This window comes from Pseudomonas sp. WT-JTC (assembly GCF_056711565.1).
The window spans coordinates 2460754-2477079 of the sequence record NZ_CM160042.1; the positions used below are offsets into that span (position 1 = coordinate 2460754).

Genomic DNA, 16326 nt, shown 5'->3' on the forward strand with positions numbered 1-16326 from the left:
GTGAGAAAATGCCCGGCATATTACGTCACTGTAGGAGCGAGCTTGCTCGCGATGGACTCAAGAGCACTGCGTTTAGTCAGTAAACACGCGTAATCGTTAACGACCATCGCGAGCAAGCTCGCTCCTACAGTGACGGCGACTCTCAGGAATGGTTGAACACATTCAGGCCGCGTTGCAGCGCCGGCCTGGCTTCGACCCTGTCGAACCAGCGCGATAGCTGAGGCAGTTGCGTCCAGTCCAGTCGATCACGGAACGCGGTGGCGATGGTGAACGCCATAATGTCGGCCATGGAGAACTGCTCTCCGGCCATGAATTCGTCCGTCAAAAAACCTTCCGACCAGGTCAGTTGCTCGATCACCCGCAGATCGATGATCGCCGCCGCCTTGTCCTGCCCCGCCTGGTGCAGGAAAAACGCGGCATGGCTGGGGGCGATGACATCGGTCACGAAAAAGAAATAGCGGTCGATCACCCGGATGCGCTCGGGCCCTGGCTGCGCCGGTGCCAGCCGTCCAGGCACCTTGGCATCGGCGTACTGGATGATGGCGTTGGACTGGTTGATGATCAGCATCGGCGTAGTCCCGTGATCGATCAGGGTCGGGACTTTCCCGGCCGGGTTTAGCGCCAGGAAGGCCGGCCCACGCTGCTCCTGTGCATACAGGTCCAGCTTGCGTGCCGTGTAGGCGATGCCCGACTCTTCCAGGGCAATCGCTGCCCGCAGACTGTTGCCCGTGTTGGCACCGAACAGCTCGATTTGATCGTTCATGAGTCATTGCTCTTGTCGGGACATGCAGGCAGTCGCCGAACACTGCCGATGAAATCAGTATGGTGAAAATTCGCCACACCGATATGCAAAAACAGTGACCGTCCATACCCCGGCGCGACAAGCCGTATCCCTCCACGAAAACTACTTTCGTCGCGTTTGATAATAGCCTCTCGAAATGTTTTAAGAGTTTCACAAGCCAGCCAGTCAACCCTCACCTCGAACGTCCCATGACTCATGTCACTCATCGAGCGCGCCTGATTTCGCGCCCGTGTTGAGCGCTGTTGCGTGGGCGGAAATCGGGTCCTGTCTGGCGGTGAAACCTTCAAATAACGATAAGAAACACCCAGGAGCACCGTATGTTCAAACGAGCGATTCCCACTGCAGTCCTGCTGGCCACCAGTTCGCTGTGCGTACAGGCCGCCGATAGCGCAGCCCATGGTTTTCTCGAAGACAGCAAGGCCAGCCTCTCGATGCGTACCCTGTACTTCAACAGCGACAATCGCGACGGCACGGCTGATCCTTCGAAAACCGAAGAAGCGGCCCAAGGGTTTGTGTTGCGCTATGAATCCGGGTTTACCCAGGGCGCGCTGGGGTTCGGGCTCGATGCCCAGGCATTGCTCGGCATCACACTGGACAGCGGAGCGGGGCGCCACGTCGGTAGCGGCATGATTCCTTCTGACGGCGACGGCGCGGCCGACACCTGGAGCAGCTTCGGTCCTACGGCGAAGATGCGCCTTGCCAGGACAGAATTTCGCTACGGCACCTTGCTGCCAAAGTTGCCGATCCTTCTGGCGAACGATGCTCGCGTGTTGCCGCAATCGTTTACCGGTGCCCAGCTCACCTCGAACGACATCGATGGCCTGACGTTGACCGGCGGTGTGCTTGAGCACGCGGTAGGGCGCGCCTCGACGGACCGCACAGGCTTGTCGGTCGCCGGCAGCACGCGCGAGAGCAACAAGTTCTATTACGCCGGTGGTGACTACAACCTCACCAAAACGCTTAAGACCCAGTATTACTTCGCGCAGCTGGAGGACTTCTACAACCAGAACTTCCTCGGCCTGACGCACATCCTGCCAATCGACAGCGCCAACTCACTGACCACCGACCTGCGCTACTTCCGCACCACCTCGAGCGGTGCCAACAGCTCGGCCTCCGGCCGCGCGCAAGGCTATCGGGTATCGGGCTACACCGACGACAACGACGGTGAAATCGACAACAGCACCTGGTCGGCTATGGTCACCTACACCCATGGCGGCCACGCGGTGTCGGTGGGGCATCAGCGTGTGGGCGATGGCAGCAACTTCGTCCAGCCCAACCAGGGCAGCCTGGTGGACAAAGGGGCGGGCGGCGGCAGTGTCTACCTGCCCACCGACAAGATGATCCAGAACTTTGCCCGGGCCGGCGAACAGACCAACTTCGGGCAGTACACCTACGACTTCGCGCCCTTGGGCGTGCCGGGCCTGAAAGCCTCGATCGTGTATTTGAAGGGCACGGACATCAAAGCGCAAAACGCCAGCGATCAGTCCGAGTGGGAGCGCGACATGACCCTGGACTACGTGTTGCAGTCGGGCACGTTCAAAGGGGTGGGTTTCACACTGCGTAACGCCAGGTCGAACACTGACGCGGGCCGCAACGTGGATCAGAACCGGTTCATCATTAATTACACCTTGTCGCTGTTGTAGTCACATCACAACCCCAGTGGGAGCGAGCCTGCTCGCGAAGCGATGTGTCAGGCAGCACACCTAAGGTTTGCGGACCACCGCGGCGCTGATCAATACGGACACGTATTTTGGCCGTTTCGGTCTCCTTTTGGCCTGCCTCACGCTGTGAACCGGCCACGCCGTCAGCAAGAATCAGACGCGGGTTGCCGGTTCGGCAACCCCAGGTCAAATCACAACCAGACGCTTCACTTCCTTGCCCTTGGCAATTTTCAAGGCTGCTGCCGTGTACAGAACATAAAAACCATCGTACTCACGCCACACTTGGGGAAATGATCCATGGACTCAATGAAACGCATACTGGGCGCCACCGTTTGCGGGCTGTCGCTGCTGGCCAGCGCGGTGCAAGCCGAACAGCACGAATTGCGGGTGTACAACTGGGCGGACTACATCCTGCCGTCCGTGCCCAAGGATTTTGCCAAGGACACCGGGATCAAGGTGACCTGGGACACCTTCGACACCAACGAGTCCCTGGAAGCCAAGCTGCTCACCGGCAACTCGGGCTACGACCTGGTGGTGCCATCGAACCAGTTCATCGAAACCCAGATCAAGGCGGGGGTGTTCCAGAAACTCGACAAGTCCAGACTGCCGAACTGGTCGCACCAGGACCCGGCCTTGCTCAAGCTGCTGGACAAGAACGACCCCGGCAACCAGTACGGCGTGCCCTACATGTACGGCACCGTGCTGATCGGTTTCAACCCGGCCAAGGTCAAGGCGGCGCTTGGCGAGAATGCGCCGGTGGACAGCTGGGACCTGGTGTTCAAGCCCGAGAACATGGAGAAGCTCAAGGCCTGTGGCGTGGCGATGCTCGATTCGCCGTCGGAGATCCTGCCGCTGGCCCTGCATTACCTGGGGCTGGACCCGAACAGCCAGAACCCGGATGACTACGAAAAGGCCAAGGCGCTGATGCTCAAGGTTCGCCCTTACGTCACCTACTTCAACTCCGCCAAATACATGACCGACATCGCCAACGGCGATATCTGCGTGGCCATCGGTTACTCAGGCAGCTTCTATCAATTCGGCAATCGCGCCAAAGAGGCGGGCAACGGCGTGGTCGTCGACTGGCGCCTGCCCAAAGAAGGCGCGCCGATCTGGTTCGACACTTTCGCCATCCCGAAAAGCGCGAAGAACGTGGTCGAAGCCCACGAGTTCCTCAACAACCTGCTGGACCCGAAAGTCATCGCGCCGATCAGCGACTTCCTCGGTTACCCGAATGCCAACAAGGACTCGCTGGCGCTGATCGACAAGGACATCACCGGCAACCCGAACCTGACGCCGACCAGCGAGGCATTGAAGACGCTGTACGTCGTGCAGCCACTGCCGCAAAAGCTTGAGCGGGTGCGTACCCGGGTCTGGACCAGCATCAAGTCCGATCAGTAACACCAGGATCCTTGTGGGAGCGGGCTTGCTCGCGAATGCGGGGTCTCAGTCAATACATGTGTCGACTGCCCCCCCGCTTTCGCGAGCAAGCCCGCTCCCACATTCAATTGATGTCGAACACAAATCCCATGTCCGACAAAAAACACTGTGGGAGCGGGCTTGCTCGCGAATGCAGAGTGTCAGTCAATACATGGGGGACTGACCCACCGCTTTCGCGAGCAAGCCCGCTCCCACGGGTTTTTGTGTGGGGCACAGGTGTTGTGTGCACCCAGGTTCGCTCGCACATTCAGTTGATGTCGAACACAAATCCCTTGTCCGACAAAAAACACTGTGGGAGCGGGCTTGCTCGCGAATGCAGAGTGCCAGTCAATGCATGTGTCGACTGATCCACCGCTTTCGCGAGCAAGCCCGCTCCCACGGGGTTCTGTTTGAGCAGTCAGCGGAAGAACTCCCCCGGTGTTTCGCCGAACTGCTGGCGGAAGGCGGCGATGAATGCCGACGTCGAGTCATAGCCACAAGCCAATGCGACGTCGGTCACTCGTTCGCCCTGTTCCAGTGGCGTCAGGGCGCCGAGCAGGCGCAAGCGCTGTCGCCAGGCGCGAAAGGTCAGGCCGGTGTCGCGCAGGAACAGGCGACTGAGGGTTTTCTCGGTGACGCCGAATTTGTCGCTCCAGTGACTGAGCGTGGTCTGTTGCTCCGGGTGCGACTCCAGGCTCTGCGCGATCTGCCGCAATCGGCTGTCCTGGGGCAGTGGCAGCATCAAGTCGATCTGCGGCGCCTCGGCCAACTGATCCAGAATCACCTGGGCCAACCGACCGTGCGGACCGTTCTGATCGTATTCCACCGGAATCTGGCTGAAGGCACGGATCAACTCGCGCAGCAAATCGCTGACCCCCAACACATGACAGCCCGGCGGCGCCCAAGTCGAGACGCTGCAGTCGATGTACAGGCTGCGCATTTCCGTACGCGGCGAGCTGAACACCCGGTGCGGCATGCCCGCCGGAATCCACACCGCGCGCTCTGGCGGGGCCACGAAACGCCCGGCGCCGGTCTGTATTTCGAGCACGCCCTGGATCGCATAGGACAGCTGCACCCAAGGGTGGCTGTGGCGCCGGGTCAATGCGCGATTGGGCAGCGATTCGGTACGGCCGTAGAGTGGCCGTGGCAGGCTGGACAGCCCGGGAATACTGCGCCGGATACTTTTGTCATGTCCTTTAGGCGGCATCTGCTGGCTCATCGGCGTTAGTCGGTAATTCACAAGCACGTTAGAGTCGCTTTCACGTACTGGCAACCCCCGGATGATCAAACCCATGACTCGCCCCCGCTTGTTACCCGACAACTTCACCCTGACCCTGATCGGCGTGGTGACGCTCGCCAGCCTGCTGCCCGCCAGCGGCCAGGTTGCGGTCGGTTTTGGCTGGTTGACCAACATCGCCATCGCGCTGTTGTTTTTCCTGCATGGCGCCAAGCTGTCCCGCGAGTCGATCATTGCCGGTGCCGGGCACTGGCGCCTGCATTTGCTGGTGTTCAGCCTGACCTTCGTGGTGTTTCCGTTGCTCGGCCTGGCGCTCAAGCCGCTGCTGTCGCCGCTGATTGGCAAAGACCTGTACATGGGCATGCTTTACCTGTGTGCGCTGCCCGCCACGGTGCAGTCGGCGATTGCCTTTACTTCACTGGCGCGGGGCAACATCCCGGCGGCGATTTGCAGCGCGGCGGCGTCCAGCCTGTTCGGGATTTTTCTCACGCCGTTGCTGGTGACCTTGCTGCTGAATGTGCACGGCGAAGGCTCCTCGACCCTCGACGCCATCCTCAAGATCAGCGTGCAGTTGCTGCTGCCGTTCATTGCCGGGCAAATCGCGCGGCGCTGGATTGGCAACTGGGTGGCGCGCAACAAGAGCTGGCTGAAGTTCGTCGATCAGGGCTCGATTCTGTTGGTGGTCTACGGCGCGTTCAGCGAGGCGGTGATCGAGGGCCTCTGGCATCAGATTCCATTGCTGGATCTGCTCGGGCTGGTGGTGGCGTGCTGCGTGGTCCTGGGGCTGGTGCTGGTGGCCTCGACCGTACTGGGCAAGGCATTCGGTTTCAATCAGGAAGACCGCATCACCATTCTCTTCTGCGGCTCGAAGAAAAGCCTGGCAACCGGTGTGCCGATGGCGCAGGTGTTGTTTGCCGGTAGCACCATTGGCGTGCTGATCCTGCCGTTGATGCTGTTCCACCAGATTCAACTGATGGTCTGTGCGGTGCTGGCGCAGCGTTTTGCCAATCGGCCGGAATCGATTCCGGAACTGATGGCCCAGGTTGATCCCTGATAATCCCGGGAAGCTGTAGGAGCCGGCTTGCCGGCGATGGACTCAAGTACGCCGCGTTTATCCAGCTCGAACGCGTTATCGTTAACGACCATCGCTGGCAAGCCAGCTCCTACAAGGGAGCGTCCAAACCAGTGAAAGAACCTTTTTACTGTTGGTCAGCCGCCAATGGCGGGGTACGCGGCGGGATCATGCGCTTGCTGCCGGTCGACTCGAACGCCGACGCCAGGTGCAGCAGCCTGGAGTCGTCATAGGCGCGACCGGCAAACGTCAGGCCGACCGGCATGCCGATGTCCGGCATCACGCCCATCGGCACGGTGACCGTTGGCACGCCGAGGTGACGGATGGCGAGGTTGCCGTTGGCGACCCAGACGCCGTTGCTCCAGGCGATATCCGCCGATTGCGGATCGACATCGGCATTCGCCGGCCCCACATCGGCGACCGTCGGGAACAGCACCGCGTCGAGGCCCAGGCGATCCATCCAGTCTTCCAGATCGATCTTGCGGGTCTTTTCCAGTCCGCGCAGGCCGTCCGGCACCGTGCTGATCTGGTCCCACGGCGTGATGCCGCGTTCGGCCATGCGCACGTATTCGTCCATGCCGGCGGCGAGGTCGCCCTCGCGGTTGGGCAGGGTGCCCGGGTCGTGAGGGAAGATCTGCGGACCGTCGACATCGACCAGACGGTTCAATTTCGGGTCGCCGTTGGCCTGCAGGAAATCATCGAACGCCCAGGCGGTCAGGTCCCACAGCTCATGGTGTAAAAATTCTTTGGAGACGATGCCGCGATTGAACACGGTCGGTGCGCCAGGGCGATCGCCTTCGCAATTGGAAACCAGCGGGAAGTCCACTTCGAGCACTTCGGCACCCGCGGCTTCGAGGGCCTTGCGCGCCTGTTCCCAGAGCCCGATCACCGAAGGACGGGTGTTGATGCGCTGGCCGGTTGGCCCGCCGATGCCCGGCGCTTCGGAAGTGCCCGCTTCAGGGTCGGCGTTGATGTACATGCGCGGAATGCCGAACTTCTTGCCTTTGAGCGCTTCGCTGTTCGCCGCCAGCTCGGCATAGGATTCAGGGCGTACCTCAGACGATTTCGGAATTGGCACCCAAGGCTGCAAGCGCCACAGGTCACCGCGGGTGTCCGGGTCATCGGCCACTACCACGTCGAGCACTTCGAGCAGGTCGGCCATGGTCCGGGCAAACGGCACGACCACGTCCATGGTCGGGGTCAACGGCCAGTTGCCGCGTACCGAGATCACCCCGCGTGAGGGGGTGTAGGCGCACAAACCATTGTTCGAGGCCGGGCCACGGCCGCTCGACCAGGTTTCTTCCGCCAGGCCGAAGGCCGAGAAACTGGCCGCGGTCGCCGTACCGGCACCGTTCGACGAGCCGGAAGCGAAAGGGGCGGTGAGGTAGTCGGCGTTGTACGGGCTTTCGGCACGGCCGTAGACACCGCGCTGCATCCCGCCGTTGGCCATCGGCGGCATGTTGGTCTTGCCCAGGCAGATCGCCCCGGCGGCGCGCAGGCGTTCGATGGTGAACGCATCGCGATAGGCGACCAGGTCCTTGAAGGCCGGGCTGCCGGAAGCGGCGGTGAGGCCCTTGACCAGATAACTGTCCTTGGCGGTGTAAGGGATGCCGTCCAGCGGCCCCAGCACCTGGCCCTTGGCGCGACGGGCGTCGGCGGCCTGTGCTTCGGCGAGGGCCTCGGGGTTGCGCACTACAACTGCGTTCAGCGCCGTGGCGGTTTCGGGGCCGTCATAGGCGTCGATTCGCGCAAGATAAGCCTGGACCAGCTCAACTGACGTGGTCTGGCCGGATTCAAGCGCGGCGCGCAGTTGGGCAATGGAAACTTCGGTGACTTCGATCATGCTGCCACCGCCATTTGCAGGTGGAGGGTCCCAAACACTTCACTTTTCTCGAAATGGACATTCATATCGTTATTCTCGTTGCACTGTGTGGCACGACAGGGTCGGGTGTTAAAAATACTGAGCACTATTTAGCATTAAACCGGGATTTTAGGAATCCGTTGTCCAATTTATCTTACAGGCGACAGAAAAAAGGCCACCACAACCCGACGTTGTGGTGGCCCGAGGGTGACTCATTATAGTGGCCCGCACGCGCAGGCCAATGGATCAGTGAGCGCCGGCGGCCTTGTTCAGGTCGCTTTCGGCCCATTCGGTGTACACGCAGGCGTCCGCCGTGGCCCAGCGCACCCGCACCGGGTCACCGGACTTGAGCGGCATGCCGGCAGCGGACAGTGCCTTGACCGTCATCGAGGTGCCGCCAGCGGTGACCACGCTGCAGGTCTGGCTTTCGCCGAGAAACAGCACTTCCACGACCTTGGCCGAGACTTCGTTCCAGCCGGCGGCCAGCGGTTCGGCAATCGCCTGGTCATTGCTCAGGGCCAGGGCTTTTTCCGGACGCACCATCAGCAGCACGTCCTGGTCGGTTCGCAGGCCGGCGGTGAGCCGGATCGACAGCGCCTGGCCTTCGAAAGTCGCCACGGCATTTCCCTGGGCCTTGAGCTTGAGGAAGTTCGAATTGCCGAGGAACGATGCGACAAAGGCGTTCGGCGGGTTCTGGTAAAGGTCGTAACCGCTGCCCAGGCCGACGATCTTGCCGTGGCTGAAAATCGCGATGCGCTGGGACAGGCGCATGGCTTCTTCCTGATCGTGGGTCACGTAGACGATGGTGATGCCCAGGCGCCGATGCAGCTGACGCAGTTCATCCTGCAAGTCTTCGCGCAGTTTTTTGTCGAGTGCTCCCAGCGGTTCGTCCATCAGCAGGATGCGTGGCTCATAGACCAGTGCCCGGGCAATGGCGACGCGTTGCTGCTGGCCACCGGACAGTTGCGAAGGGCGGCGATGGGCAAATTGCTCCAGCTGCACCAGTTTGAGCATCGCGTCGACGCGCTTGTCACGCTCGGCGGCGGCAAGTTTGCGGATTGCCAGCGGGAAGGCGATGTTGTCGCGCACCGACAGATGCGGGAACAGCGAGTAGCGCTGGAACACCATGCCGATGTCGCGTTTGTGCGGCGGCACGTTGACCAGCGACTGGCCGCTGACCAGGATCTCGCCGCTGCTCGGGGTTTCGAAACCGGCAAGCATCGACAGCGTGGTGCTTTTGCCCGAGCCGCTGGAGCCGAGGAAGGTGAGGAATTCACCGTCCTTGATGTCCAGCGAGATGTTGTCCACGGCGGCAAAGTCGCCGTAGTGCTTGTTCAGGTTACGCAGGCTGACCAGGGGCTTGTCATTTTGCTGCGCGGAATCTTTGATCACTGCACTCATGTCGTACTCCTGGGCGCTCAGGCGCTGATTTCGTTGCGCCGGCGCAGAGCGGCGGCGATCACCATGACCAAGACCGAGAGGCCGATCAGCAGCGTCGAGGCGACGGCGATCACGGGCGTCAGGTCCTGGCGCAGGGTGGTCCACATTTTCACGGGAAGGGTTTGCAGGGTCGGGCTGGCCATCATCACGCTCAGCACCACTTCATCCCACGAGACGAGGAAGGCGAAGAGGGCGCCGGCCACCATGCCCGGACGGATCGCCGGGAAGGTCACCTTGAACACCGCTTGCAGGCGCGAGGCGCCGCAGATCACCGCCGCATCCTCGATCGACTGATCGAACAGCTTCAGCGAGTTGATGATCGAGATGATGGTGAACGGCAGCGCGACGATGACGTGGCTGACCACGAACGCGAACATGGTCCCGGTGTAGCCGAGTTTCAGGAACAGCGCGTACACCGCCACGGCGATGATCACCAGGGGCACGATCATCGGCAGGGTGAACAGGCCGTAGAGCATTTCCCGGCCGGGGAAACGGCCGCGAACCAGGGCGAACGCAGTCGGCAGGCCCAATGCGACGGCGAAGAACGTCGTCAGCATCGCGACCTTGAGGCTGGCCATCGCCGCGTTCATCCAGTCGGCATTGGAGAAGAACTGGCCGTACCATTTCAGCGTCCAGCCCGGTGGCGGGAACACCAGCCATTGTGACGAGCCGAACGACAGCAGCACGATGAATACGATCGGCAGCAGCAGGAACAGCCCGATCAGCCCGGTGGTGGCATACAGGCCGAAGCGCATGCGCCGGCTCATGGCATTGGGAGTCAGGAGCATGACGGCTTACCTCGCGTTGCTGGCGCCAACCGGGGATTCCGGCTGAAGCTTCAGGTAGAAGTAGAACAGCACCAGCGTGATCACGATCAGCAACGCGGCGCCGGCGCTGGCCAGGCCCCAGTTGAGGAACGACTGCACCTGCTGAATGATGAATTCGGGCAGCATCATGTTCTGCGCGCCGCCCAGCAAGGCCGGGGTCACGTAGTAACCGAGGGACATCACGAACACCATCAGGCCGCCGGAGAACAGCCCCGGCCGGCACAGCGGCAGGAACACCCGGAAGAAGTTGGTCCAGGGGCTGGCGCCGCAGATGGAACCTGCCTGCAGGATCATCGGGTCGATGGCCTGCATGGTCGCCTGCAACGGCAGCACGATGAACGGGATCATGATGTAGCTCATGCCGATCACCACGCCGGTGAGGTTGTGCACCATCTCCAGCGGTTGATCGATGATGCCCAGGGCCATCAGCGCCTTGTTGATCACCCCCGAGGCTTGCAGCAACACCAGCCAGGAGTAGGTGCGGGCAAGCAGGCTGGTCCACATCGACAGCAGCACGATGTTCAGGATCCAGCGACCCCAGCCGCGTGGCACCAGGGTGATCGCCCAGGCCAGCGGGAAGCCCAGCAACAGGCTGAACAACGTCACCAGGCCGGCCACCGAGAAGGTGTTCAGCAGTACCCGTGCGTAGGCCGAGTTGGCGAACAGTTGCTCGTAGTTGCCCAGGCCCGGCACCGGTTCCAGCACGCCGCGCAACAGCAGGCCAATCAGCGGCGCGAGAAAGAACAGGCCAAGAAACAGCAGCGCCGGGACCAGGTTGCTGGCGCCACGCCAACGCTGTTTCAGCGACGGCGAGGGTTGCCTGGCTAGGGGCTGGCCTGGTGCCGAACCGGCAGCGCCAGTGGCGCTCCCGGTGGCGGTGGATGGATGAGACGCGGTTGCCGTCATTTTCATTTGACCAGCCATTCGTTCCACCGTGTCGCGATGGCCGGACCGTTCTTGGCCCAGTACGCGAAATCAAGAGTGATCTGATCCTTTGCGTAAGCGGTCGGCAGGTTAGGGGCCAGCACCGAATCCAGGCGCGCCACGCTGTCGACGTTGACCGGGGCGTAGGCGGTCAGGTTGGAGAAGTCCGCCTGACCCTTGGCACTGCTGGCGTTGGCCAGGAACTTCATCGCCGCGTCCTTGTTTTTCGAACCCTTGGGAATGACCAGGATGTCGGCCATGACCAGGTTCTGCTGCCAGCTTACGCCGACCGGGGCGCCGTCTTCCTGCAGCGCATGAATCCGGCCGTTCCAGAACTGGCCCATGCTTGCTTCACCGGAGGCCAGCAGTTGCTGCGACTGCGCGCCGCCACCCCACCAGACGATGTCTTTCTTGATGGAGTCGAGTTTTTTGAACGCGCGGTCCAGGTCCAGCGGGTAGAGCTTGTCGGCCGGCACGCCATCGGCCAGCAGTGCCAGTTCGAGCACGCCAGGGCTTGGCCATTTGTACAGGGCGCGTTTGCCGGGGTAGGTCTTGGTGTCGAACAGGGCGGACCAGTTCTGAGGTTTGCTGGCGCCGAGCTTGCCTTCGTTGTAGCCGAGGACGAAGGAGAAGAAGAACGAGCCGACGCCGTGATCGGAGACAAAACGCGGGTCGATCTTGTCACGTTCGATGACTTTGAAATCGAGGGGTTCGAGCAAACCTTCGGAGGCGGCGCGCAGGGCGAAGTCGGCTTCGACGTCAACCACGTCCCACTGCACGTTGCCGCTTTCGACCATGGCCTTGAGCTTGCCGTAGTCGGTCGGGCCATCCTGCACAACGGTGATGCCGCTGGCTTTGCTGAACGGATCGGCCCAGGCCTGCTTTTGCGCATCCTGGGTGCTGCCGCCCCAACTCACGAAGTTGACGCTTTCAGCCGCCAGCAATGCCTGGCTGGTCACACTCAGCAGTCCCGCAAAAAGAACCGCGGTCGCACGTTTGTTCAACACCATTTTCACGCCCTCATTGTTGTGTTTATGAGCGGGGCTTTTGAGTGCCCGCCTATCGGGAGCAACAGGTCCGTCAAGTCAGCTTCGACTGTCCGGTCTATGGAATATCATATTATGGTATTCCAAACTTTGTGCAAGCACTTTGCCGTACCGGCTATCAGCCAAAAACGCAATTTTCAGCGTCGACACATTCTTCCTGTGGGAGCGGGCTTGCTCGCGAAGGCGGTGTAACAGTCAACGAAGATGTTGGATGTACCGGCCTCTTCGCGAGCAAGCCCGCTCCCACAGGGGATGCGTCAACCCGCGAATGGAATACTCTCCACCACTTCCAGGTCGTAGCCGGTCAAGCCCGCATATTTCAGCGGCGGCCCGAGGTGGCGCAGCTTGCCCACGCCAAGGTTTTGCAGGATCTGCGCACCGGTGCCCACCTCCGAGTAGATCCGCGACTGCGAACGGCTGAACTGCCGGGATGACTGGGTCAATTGCGGCACACGTTCGAGCAACGCTTGCGAGGATTCGTGATTGGCCAGCACCACCACCACGCCGTGGCCTTCGGTGGCGACACGCTGCAAGGCCGCCCACAAGGTCCAGTTGCTCGGCCCGCTGTACTCGGCACCGACCAGGTCGCGCAACGGGTCGATCACATGCACGCGCACCAGCGTCGGCTCATCGCGGCGCAGATCGCCCATGACCATGGCCATGTGGACACCGCCTTCGATGCGATCCTCAAAGGTGATCAGACGAAAGGTGCCGTGTACGGTTGGCAGATCACGTTCACCGATGCGCACGATGGTGTGTTCGGTGCTGAGGCGGTAGTGGATCAGGTCGGCGATGGTGCCGATCCTGATCCCGTGCTTGCGTGCAAACACTTCCAGGTCGGGGCGGCGGGCCATGGTGCCGTCGTCGTTCATCACTTCGACGATCACCGAAGCGGGCGTGAAGCCGGCCAGGCGGGCCAGGTCGCAACCGGCCTCGGTATGACCGGCGCGGGTCAGCACGCCGCCTTCGCGGGCGCGCAACGGGAAGATATGACCGGGTTGCACGATGTCGGCGGGGCCGGCGTTGGCGGCGACGGCGGCGGCGATGGTGCAGGCACGATCTGCAGCGGAGATGCCGGTGGTCACACCGACGGCGGCCTCGATGGACACGGTGAATGCGGTGCTGAACACACTGCCATTGCTCGGCACCATCTGCTCCAGGCCCAGGCGTTTGCAGTGTTCGTCGGTCAAGGTCAGGCAGATCAGGCCGCGGGCTTCACGGGCCATGAAGCTTATCGCCTCGGGTGTGCAGCAATCGGCGGCCAGCAACAGGTCGCCTTCGTTTTCCCGGTCTTCGTCGTCGACCAGCAGGACCATTTTGCCGAGGCGGTAATCTTCGATGATTTCTTCGATGCTGTTGAAGGCCATGCTGGAGTCTCGGTTTTTGTTGGATGGATAATGTGGTATACCATAATACAAAATAAACCGAGGGGTCACTATGAAGGCGTACTGGATTGCTCATGTGGATGTCACTGATCCCGATCAATACAGCCAATACACGCAGCGCGCGCCGAAGGCGTTTGCCTTGTATGGCGGTCGGATTCTGGCGCGGGGTGGGCGTAGCGAGGCGATGGAAGGCCGATCGACGCCGCAACGCAGTGTGGTGATCGAGTTTGATTCCTATGAGCAGGCGGTGGCTTGCTATCACTCGGCGTTGTATCAGGAGGCGAGGGGGTATCGCGAAGGCGTGGCTTTGGCTGAGGTGATTATTGTCGAGGGGGTACATATCTGATTTTTTGGTAACGGCGGCTGGCGGTTTCGCCCTTACGGCGAGTCCCTTTTGGCAAACGCCCCAAAAGGAACCAAAAGGTCTCGCCCCTTACGTCCGGCCCCTCGCCTGGGCTCGGGGTTCCTTCGCTCCGGTGTCCATCCGGGGGCATTGCCCTCCGGTCGGCTGCGCGCGACCTGCATGCAATGAGTTCGACTGCGTCGAACGGCGCTGCGCGCCATTCCCCGGATGAACACCTCCACTCAGCCTGCCGAGGGGGCGGGTGGATCAAGATCAAGAGCTGCAGGCGAGCTAACGCTCGGCCTGTTGAATGGTGAAAAGCGTGGGGGTATGCCGACCTACTTTTGCTCTGCTCTTCTCTCTTCTGTAGGAGCGAGCTTGCTCGCGATGGTCGTCAACGATGACGCGGGCTGTCTGAATGCCCGCGTTGTCCTGGCGTTTTTCGCGAGCTAGCTCGCTCCTACAGGAGAACGCGTTCAATTGCGATCAGGCCGGCCAGTAGGCCGCCTTGCTTTTGCTTTTGATCTTCTTGCCCCCTTGAGGCACCGAACGTCAGGGGCAAGAGCCCTTGGTTACTTGGGGCCGGGCGGCGCTCCGCTCTTCCAAGTAACCCGCCGTAAGGGCGGAACCATAAGCCGCCGTTACCGCAGAAACGGATATGTACACCTTCAAAAACCCACACCGCCTGCTCGCGAAAGTCATTCAACAGACAAAACAGAGGCTACAGCTTAACCCTGTGTTTCCTGTTCCAGCTCTTCCTCGACCGCAGCCGTCTTACCCTTGGTCTTCAACTCGCTGACAATCACCGCCGCCACAATCAATCCGGCGCCGACCAGGGCAATCGCCGGCAGGCGTTCCCCGGCGATGCGCCCGACTATCCCGGCCCATACCGGCTCACCGGCATAGATCAGGGTGGCGCGGGTCGGTGACACGCTTTTCTGTGCCCAGTTCATCGCCACCTGAATCGCCGCACTCGCGGCCCCAAGGCCCAGTGCGCTGCACAGCAGCAACCAGGAGAAGTCCGGAATCGCTTCGTTGGTCGGCACCACCATCAGGAACGACAGTACCGAAGTGACCGCCAGTTGTACCGCTGTCACCCGGCGCACATCGACCTGGCCGGCATAGGTGCTGATCAGGATGATCTCGGCCGCGATGGCCACGGCGCTGATCAAGGTGGCGATTTCACCGGGGCTGAAGTTGAACGACGCACCGGCCGGCCCGGACAACAGCATCAGCCCGGTAAAGGCCAGCATGATGCCGATGCTGGGCATCAACCCCGGACGCCGTCCCAGCACCAGCCATTGCAGCAACGGCACAAACGGGACATACAGCGCGGTAATGAACGCCGATTGGCTGCTGGGAATGCTCTGCAACCCGACCGTCTGCAAGCCGTAGCCGAGCATGATCGCCATGCCGATGAATGACCCGGCCTTGAGTTCGAACAGGGTCAGGTCGCGCAGGTGGCGCCAGGAAAACAGCGCGACAATGCTCGCGGCGGCGGCAAAGCGCAGGCCGACGAAAAACATCGGGCCGCTGACGGTCATCGCATGCTGCACCAGCAGGAAGGTACCGCCCCAGACCATCGTGATCAGCACCAGCACGCATTCGGCCTTGCTGAACCTTGTAAAACGGGAGGAAGCCTTTGGGGAATTCACCGACGTCATGACCTTGCACGCTACTGGAGGGAGACGCACAATGCGCCGAATGTTGCGCAGTATACTGCCCAACCCCACTCAGTGAGCAATATAGTGCACAAAGATTCTACCCAACGGGCATCGGTCCTCCAGCACGTCAGTCAAAACGTCCGTCGCTTGCGTCATGCCGCCGACCTGAGCCAGACCGCGCTGGCGGAAAAGTCCGGTGTCAGCCGTCGAATGCTGGTGGCGATCGAGGCGGGGGAAAAGAACGTCAGCCTGACCACCCTCGACCGGGTGGCCGAAGCCCTCGACGTTGCCTTCAGTGATTTGATCCAGGCCCCCGACGCCCGTGATCCGAGCCGTATCAATGAGCTGGCCTGGACTGGCACGATCCCAGGCAGCAAGGCGGTGCTGCTTTCCAAGGCCCAGGCCAGCCGCGAAGTCGAGCAGTGGGAGTGGTGCCTGCAACCGGGCGAGGTGTATCCGTCGGAGCCGGACGCCGATGGCTGGAGCGAGCAGATTTATGTCTTTGAAGGTTGCCTGACCGTTATGCTCGGCGAGCAGCCACAGCATATTGCGGCAGGTGAATTCTTCATGTTCGCCAGCAACCAGCCGCACTGTTATCGCAACGACGGCGCAGTGGCGGCGCGGTTTGTGCGAAACGTAGTGATCTGA

General features: G+C 61.5%; 15 protein-coding genes. 5 read left to right on the top strand and 10 right to left on the bottom strand.

The window, feature by feature from the left end; genetic code table 11:
• Window positions 1-142: 142 nt before the first annotated feature.
• Together AC06G5_RS11295 and AC06G5_RS11300 are read right to left on the bottom strand one after the other, a co-directional pair.
• Entirely contained in the window at window positions 143-763 is a 621-nt protein-coding gene (locus AC06G5_RS11295) for a glutathione S-transferase family protein (RefSeq protein WP_413705161.1), read from the bottom strand.
• On the bottom strand, window positions 760-1008 hold the full coding sequence (locus AC06G5_RS11300) for a hypothetical protein (protein ID WP_480459471.1): 249 nt from the start codon (window positions 1006-1008) through the stop codon (window positions 760-762). The genes AC06G5_RS11295 and AC06G5_RS11300 overlap by 4 nt, the downstream gene beginning before the upstream one ends.
• 111 nt (window positions 1009-1119) lie before the next feature.
• On the opposite strand from AC06G5_RS11300, the gene AC06G5_RS11305 reads away from it, so the two are divergent.
• Window positions 1120-2445 (top strand): OprD family porin, encoded by a 1326-nt coding sequence (locus AC06G5_RS11305; protein ID WP_480459472.1) that lies wholly within the window; start codon window positions 1120-1122, stop codon window positions 2443-2445.
• 315 nt (window positions 2446-2760) lie between these two features.
• The gene (locus AC06G5_RS11310; RefSeq protein WP_413428090.1) at window positions 2761-3861 is read left to right on the top strand and encodes a polyamine ABC transporter substrate-binding protein; all 1101 of its coding nucleotides are present in this window, start codon (window positions 2761-2763) and stop codon (window positions 3859-3861) included.
• A 436-nt stretch (window positions 3862-4297) separates the two neighbouring features.
• On the opposite strand, the gene AC06G5_RS11315 is transcribed toward AC06G5_RS11310, so the two are convergent.
• A complete protein-coding gene (locus AC06G5_RS11315; RefSeq protein WP_057395995.1) occupies window positions 4298-5086 on the bottom strand; it encodes an AraC family transcriptional regulator in 789 nt (262 codons plus the stop codon).
• Window positions 5087-5171: 85 nt separating this feature from the next.
• Here AC06G5_RS11315 and AC06G5_RS11320 point away from each other — a divergent pair, with 85 nt between their 5' ends.
• Window positions 5172-6170, top strand: a complete 999-nt coding sequence (locus AC06G5_RS11320) for a bile acid:sodium symporter family protein (protein WP_413428151.1) — start codon at window positions 5172-5174, stop codon at window positions 6168-6170.
• Window positions 6171-6315: 145 nt separating this feature from the next.
• Here AC06G5_RS11320 and AC06G5_RS11325 read toward each other — a convergent pair whose 3' ends face one another.
• The 6 genes from AC06G5_RS11325 to ribBA form a co-directional block, all read right to left on the bottom strand.
• Window positions 6316-8031: an amidase gene (locus AC06G5_RS11325; protein WP_480459474.1), complete on the bottom strand. Its 1716-nt coding sequence runs from the start codon at window positions 8029-8031 to the stop codon at window positions 6316-6318.
• A 264-nt stretch (window positions 8032-8295) separates the two neighbouring features.
• The gene (locus tag AC06G5_RS11330) at window positions 8296-9450 is read right to left on the bottom strand and encodes an ABC transporter ATP-binding protein (RefSeq protein ID WP_480459477.1); all 1155 of its coding nucleotides are present in this window, start codon (window positions 9448-9450) and stop codon (window positions 8296-8298) included.
• Window positions 9451-9467: 17 nt separating this feature from the next.
• Complete coding sequence (locus AC06G5_RS11335) at window positions 9468-10277, bottom strand: ABC transporter permease (RefSeq protein WP_480459479.1); 810 nt, start codon at window positions 10275-10277, stop codon at window positions 9468-9470.
• 6 nt (window positions 10278-10283) lie between these two features.
• The gene (locus AC06G5_RS11340) at window positions 10284-11228 is read right to left on the bottom strand and encodes an ABC transporter permease (protein WP_413428148.1); all 945 of its coding nucleotides are present in this window, start codon (window positions 11226-11228) and stop codon (window positions 10284-10286) included.
• On the bottom strand, window positions 11225-12250 hold the full coding sequence (locus AC06G5_RS11345; RefSeq protein ID WP_085714764.1) for an ABC transporter substrate-binding protein: 1026 nt from the start codon (window positions 12248-12250) through the stop codon (window positions 11225-11227). Before AC06G5_RS11345 ends, AC06G5_RS11340 begins: the two co-directional genes overlap by 4 nt.
• Window positions 12251-12543: 293 nt before the next feature.
• Window positions 12544-13653: a bifunctional 3,4-dihydroxy-2-butanone-4-phosphate synthase/GTP cyclohydrolase II gene (gene ribBA / locus AC06G5_RS11350; RefSeq protein WP_413428147.1), complete on the bottom strand. Its 1110-nt coding sequence runs from the start codon at window positions 13651-13653 to the stop codon at window positions 12544-12546.
• 70 nt (window positions 13654-13723) lie between these two features.
• Between ribBA and AC06G5_RS11355 the strand changes: the two genes are divergently transcribed.
• Window positions 13724-14017: a DUF1330 domain-containing protein gene (locus AC06G5_RS11355; protein WP_413428146.1), complete on the top strand. Its 294-nt coding sequence runs from the start codon at window positions 13724-13726 to the stop codon at window positions 14015-14017.
• Between the two features lie 725 nt (window positions 14018-14742).
• On the opposite strand, the gene AC06G5_RS11360 is transcribed toward AC06G5_RS11355, so the two are convergent.
• Window positions 14743-15678, bottom strand: a complete 936-nt coding sequence (locus AC06G5_RS11360) for a DMT family transporter (protein WP_480459481.1) — start codon at window positions 15676-15678, stop codon at window positions 14743-14745.
• A gap of 84 nt (window positions 15679-15762) precedes the next feature.
• On the opposite strand from AC06G5_RS11360, the gene AC06G5_RS11365 reads away from it, so the two are divergent.
• Window positions 15763-16326 (top strand): helix-turn-helix domain-containing protein, encoded by a 564-nt coding sequence (locus AC06G5_RS11365; RefSeq protein ID WP_413428144.1) that lies wholly within the window; start codon window positions 15763-15765, stop codon window positions 16324-16326.

Coding starts and splice junctions, on each gene's coding strand:
- AC06G5_RS11295 (WP_413705161.1), bottom strand. CDS start 763: ATGAACGATCAAATCGAGCTGTTCGGTGCCAACACGGGCAACAGTCTG.
- AC06G5_RS11300 (WP_480459471.1), bottom strand. CDS start 1,008: ATGAGTGACATGAGTCATGGGACGTTCGAGGTGAGGGTTGACTGGCTG.
- AC06G5_RS11305 (WP_480459472.1), top strand. CDS start 1,120: ATGTTCAAACGAGCGATTCCCACTGCAGTCCTGCTGGCCACCAGTTCG.
- AC06G5_RS11310 (WP_413428090.1), top strand. CDS start 2,761: ATGGACTCAATGAAACGCATACTGGGCGCCACCGTTTGCGGGCTGTCG.
- AC06G5_RS11315 (WP_057395995.1), bottom strand. CDS start 5,086: ATGCCGCCTAAAGGACATGACAAAAGTATCCGGCGCAGTATTCCCGGG.
- AC06G5_RS11320 (WP_413428151.1), top strand. CDS start 5,172: ATGACTCGCCCCCGCTTGTTACCCGACAACTTCACCCTGACCCTGATC.
- AC06G5_RS11325 (WP_480459474.1), bottom strand. CDS start 8,031: ATGATCGAAGTCACCGAAGTTTCCATTGCCCAACTGCGCGCCGCGCTT.
- AC06G5_RS11330 (WP_480459477.1), bottom strand. CDS start 9,450: ATGAGTGCAGTGATCAAAGATTCCGCGCAGCAAAATGACAAGCCCCTG.
- AC06G5_RS11335 (WP_480459479.1), bottom strand. CDS start 10,277: ATGCTCCTGACTCCCAATGCCATGAGCCGGCGCATGCGCTTCGGCCTG.
- AC06G5_RS11340 (WP_413428148.1), bottom strand. CDS start 11,228: ATGAAAATGACGGCAACCGCGTCTCATCCATCCACCGCCACCGGGAGC.
- AC06G5_RS11345 (WP_085714764.1), bottom strand. CDS start 12,250: ATGGTGTTGAACAAACGTGCGACCGCGGTTCTTTTTGCGGGACTGCTG.
- ribBA (WP_413428147.1), bottom strand. CDS start 13,653: ATGGCCTTCAACAGCATCGAAGAAATCATCGAAGATTACCGCCTCGGC.
- AC06G5_RS11355 (WP_413428146.1), top strand. CDS start 13,724: ATGAAGGCGTACTGGATTGCTCATGTGGATGTCACTGATCCCGATCAA.
- AC06G5_RS11360 (WP_480459481.1), bottom strand. CDS start 15,678: ATGACGTCGGTGAATTCCCCAAAGGCTTCCTCCCGTTTTACAAGGTTC.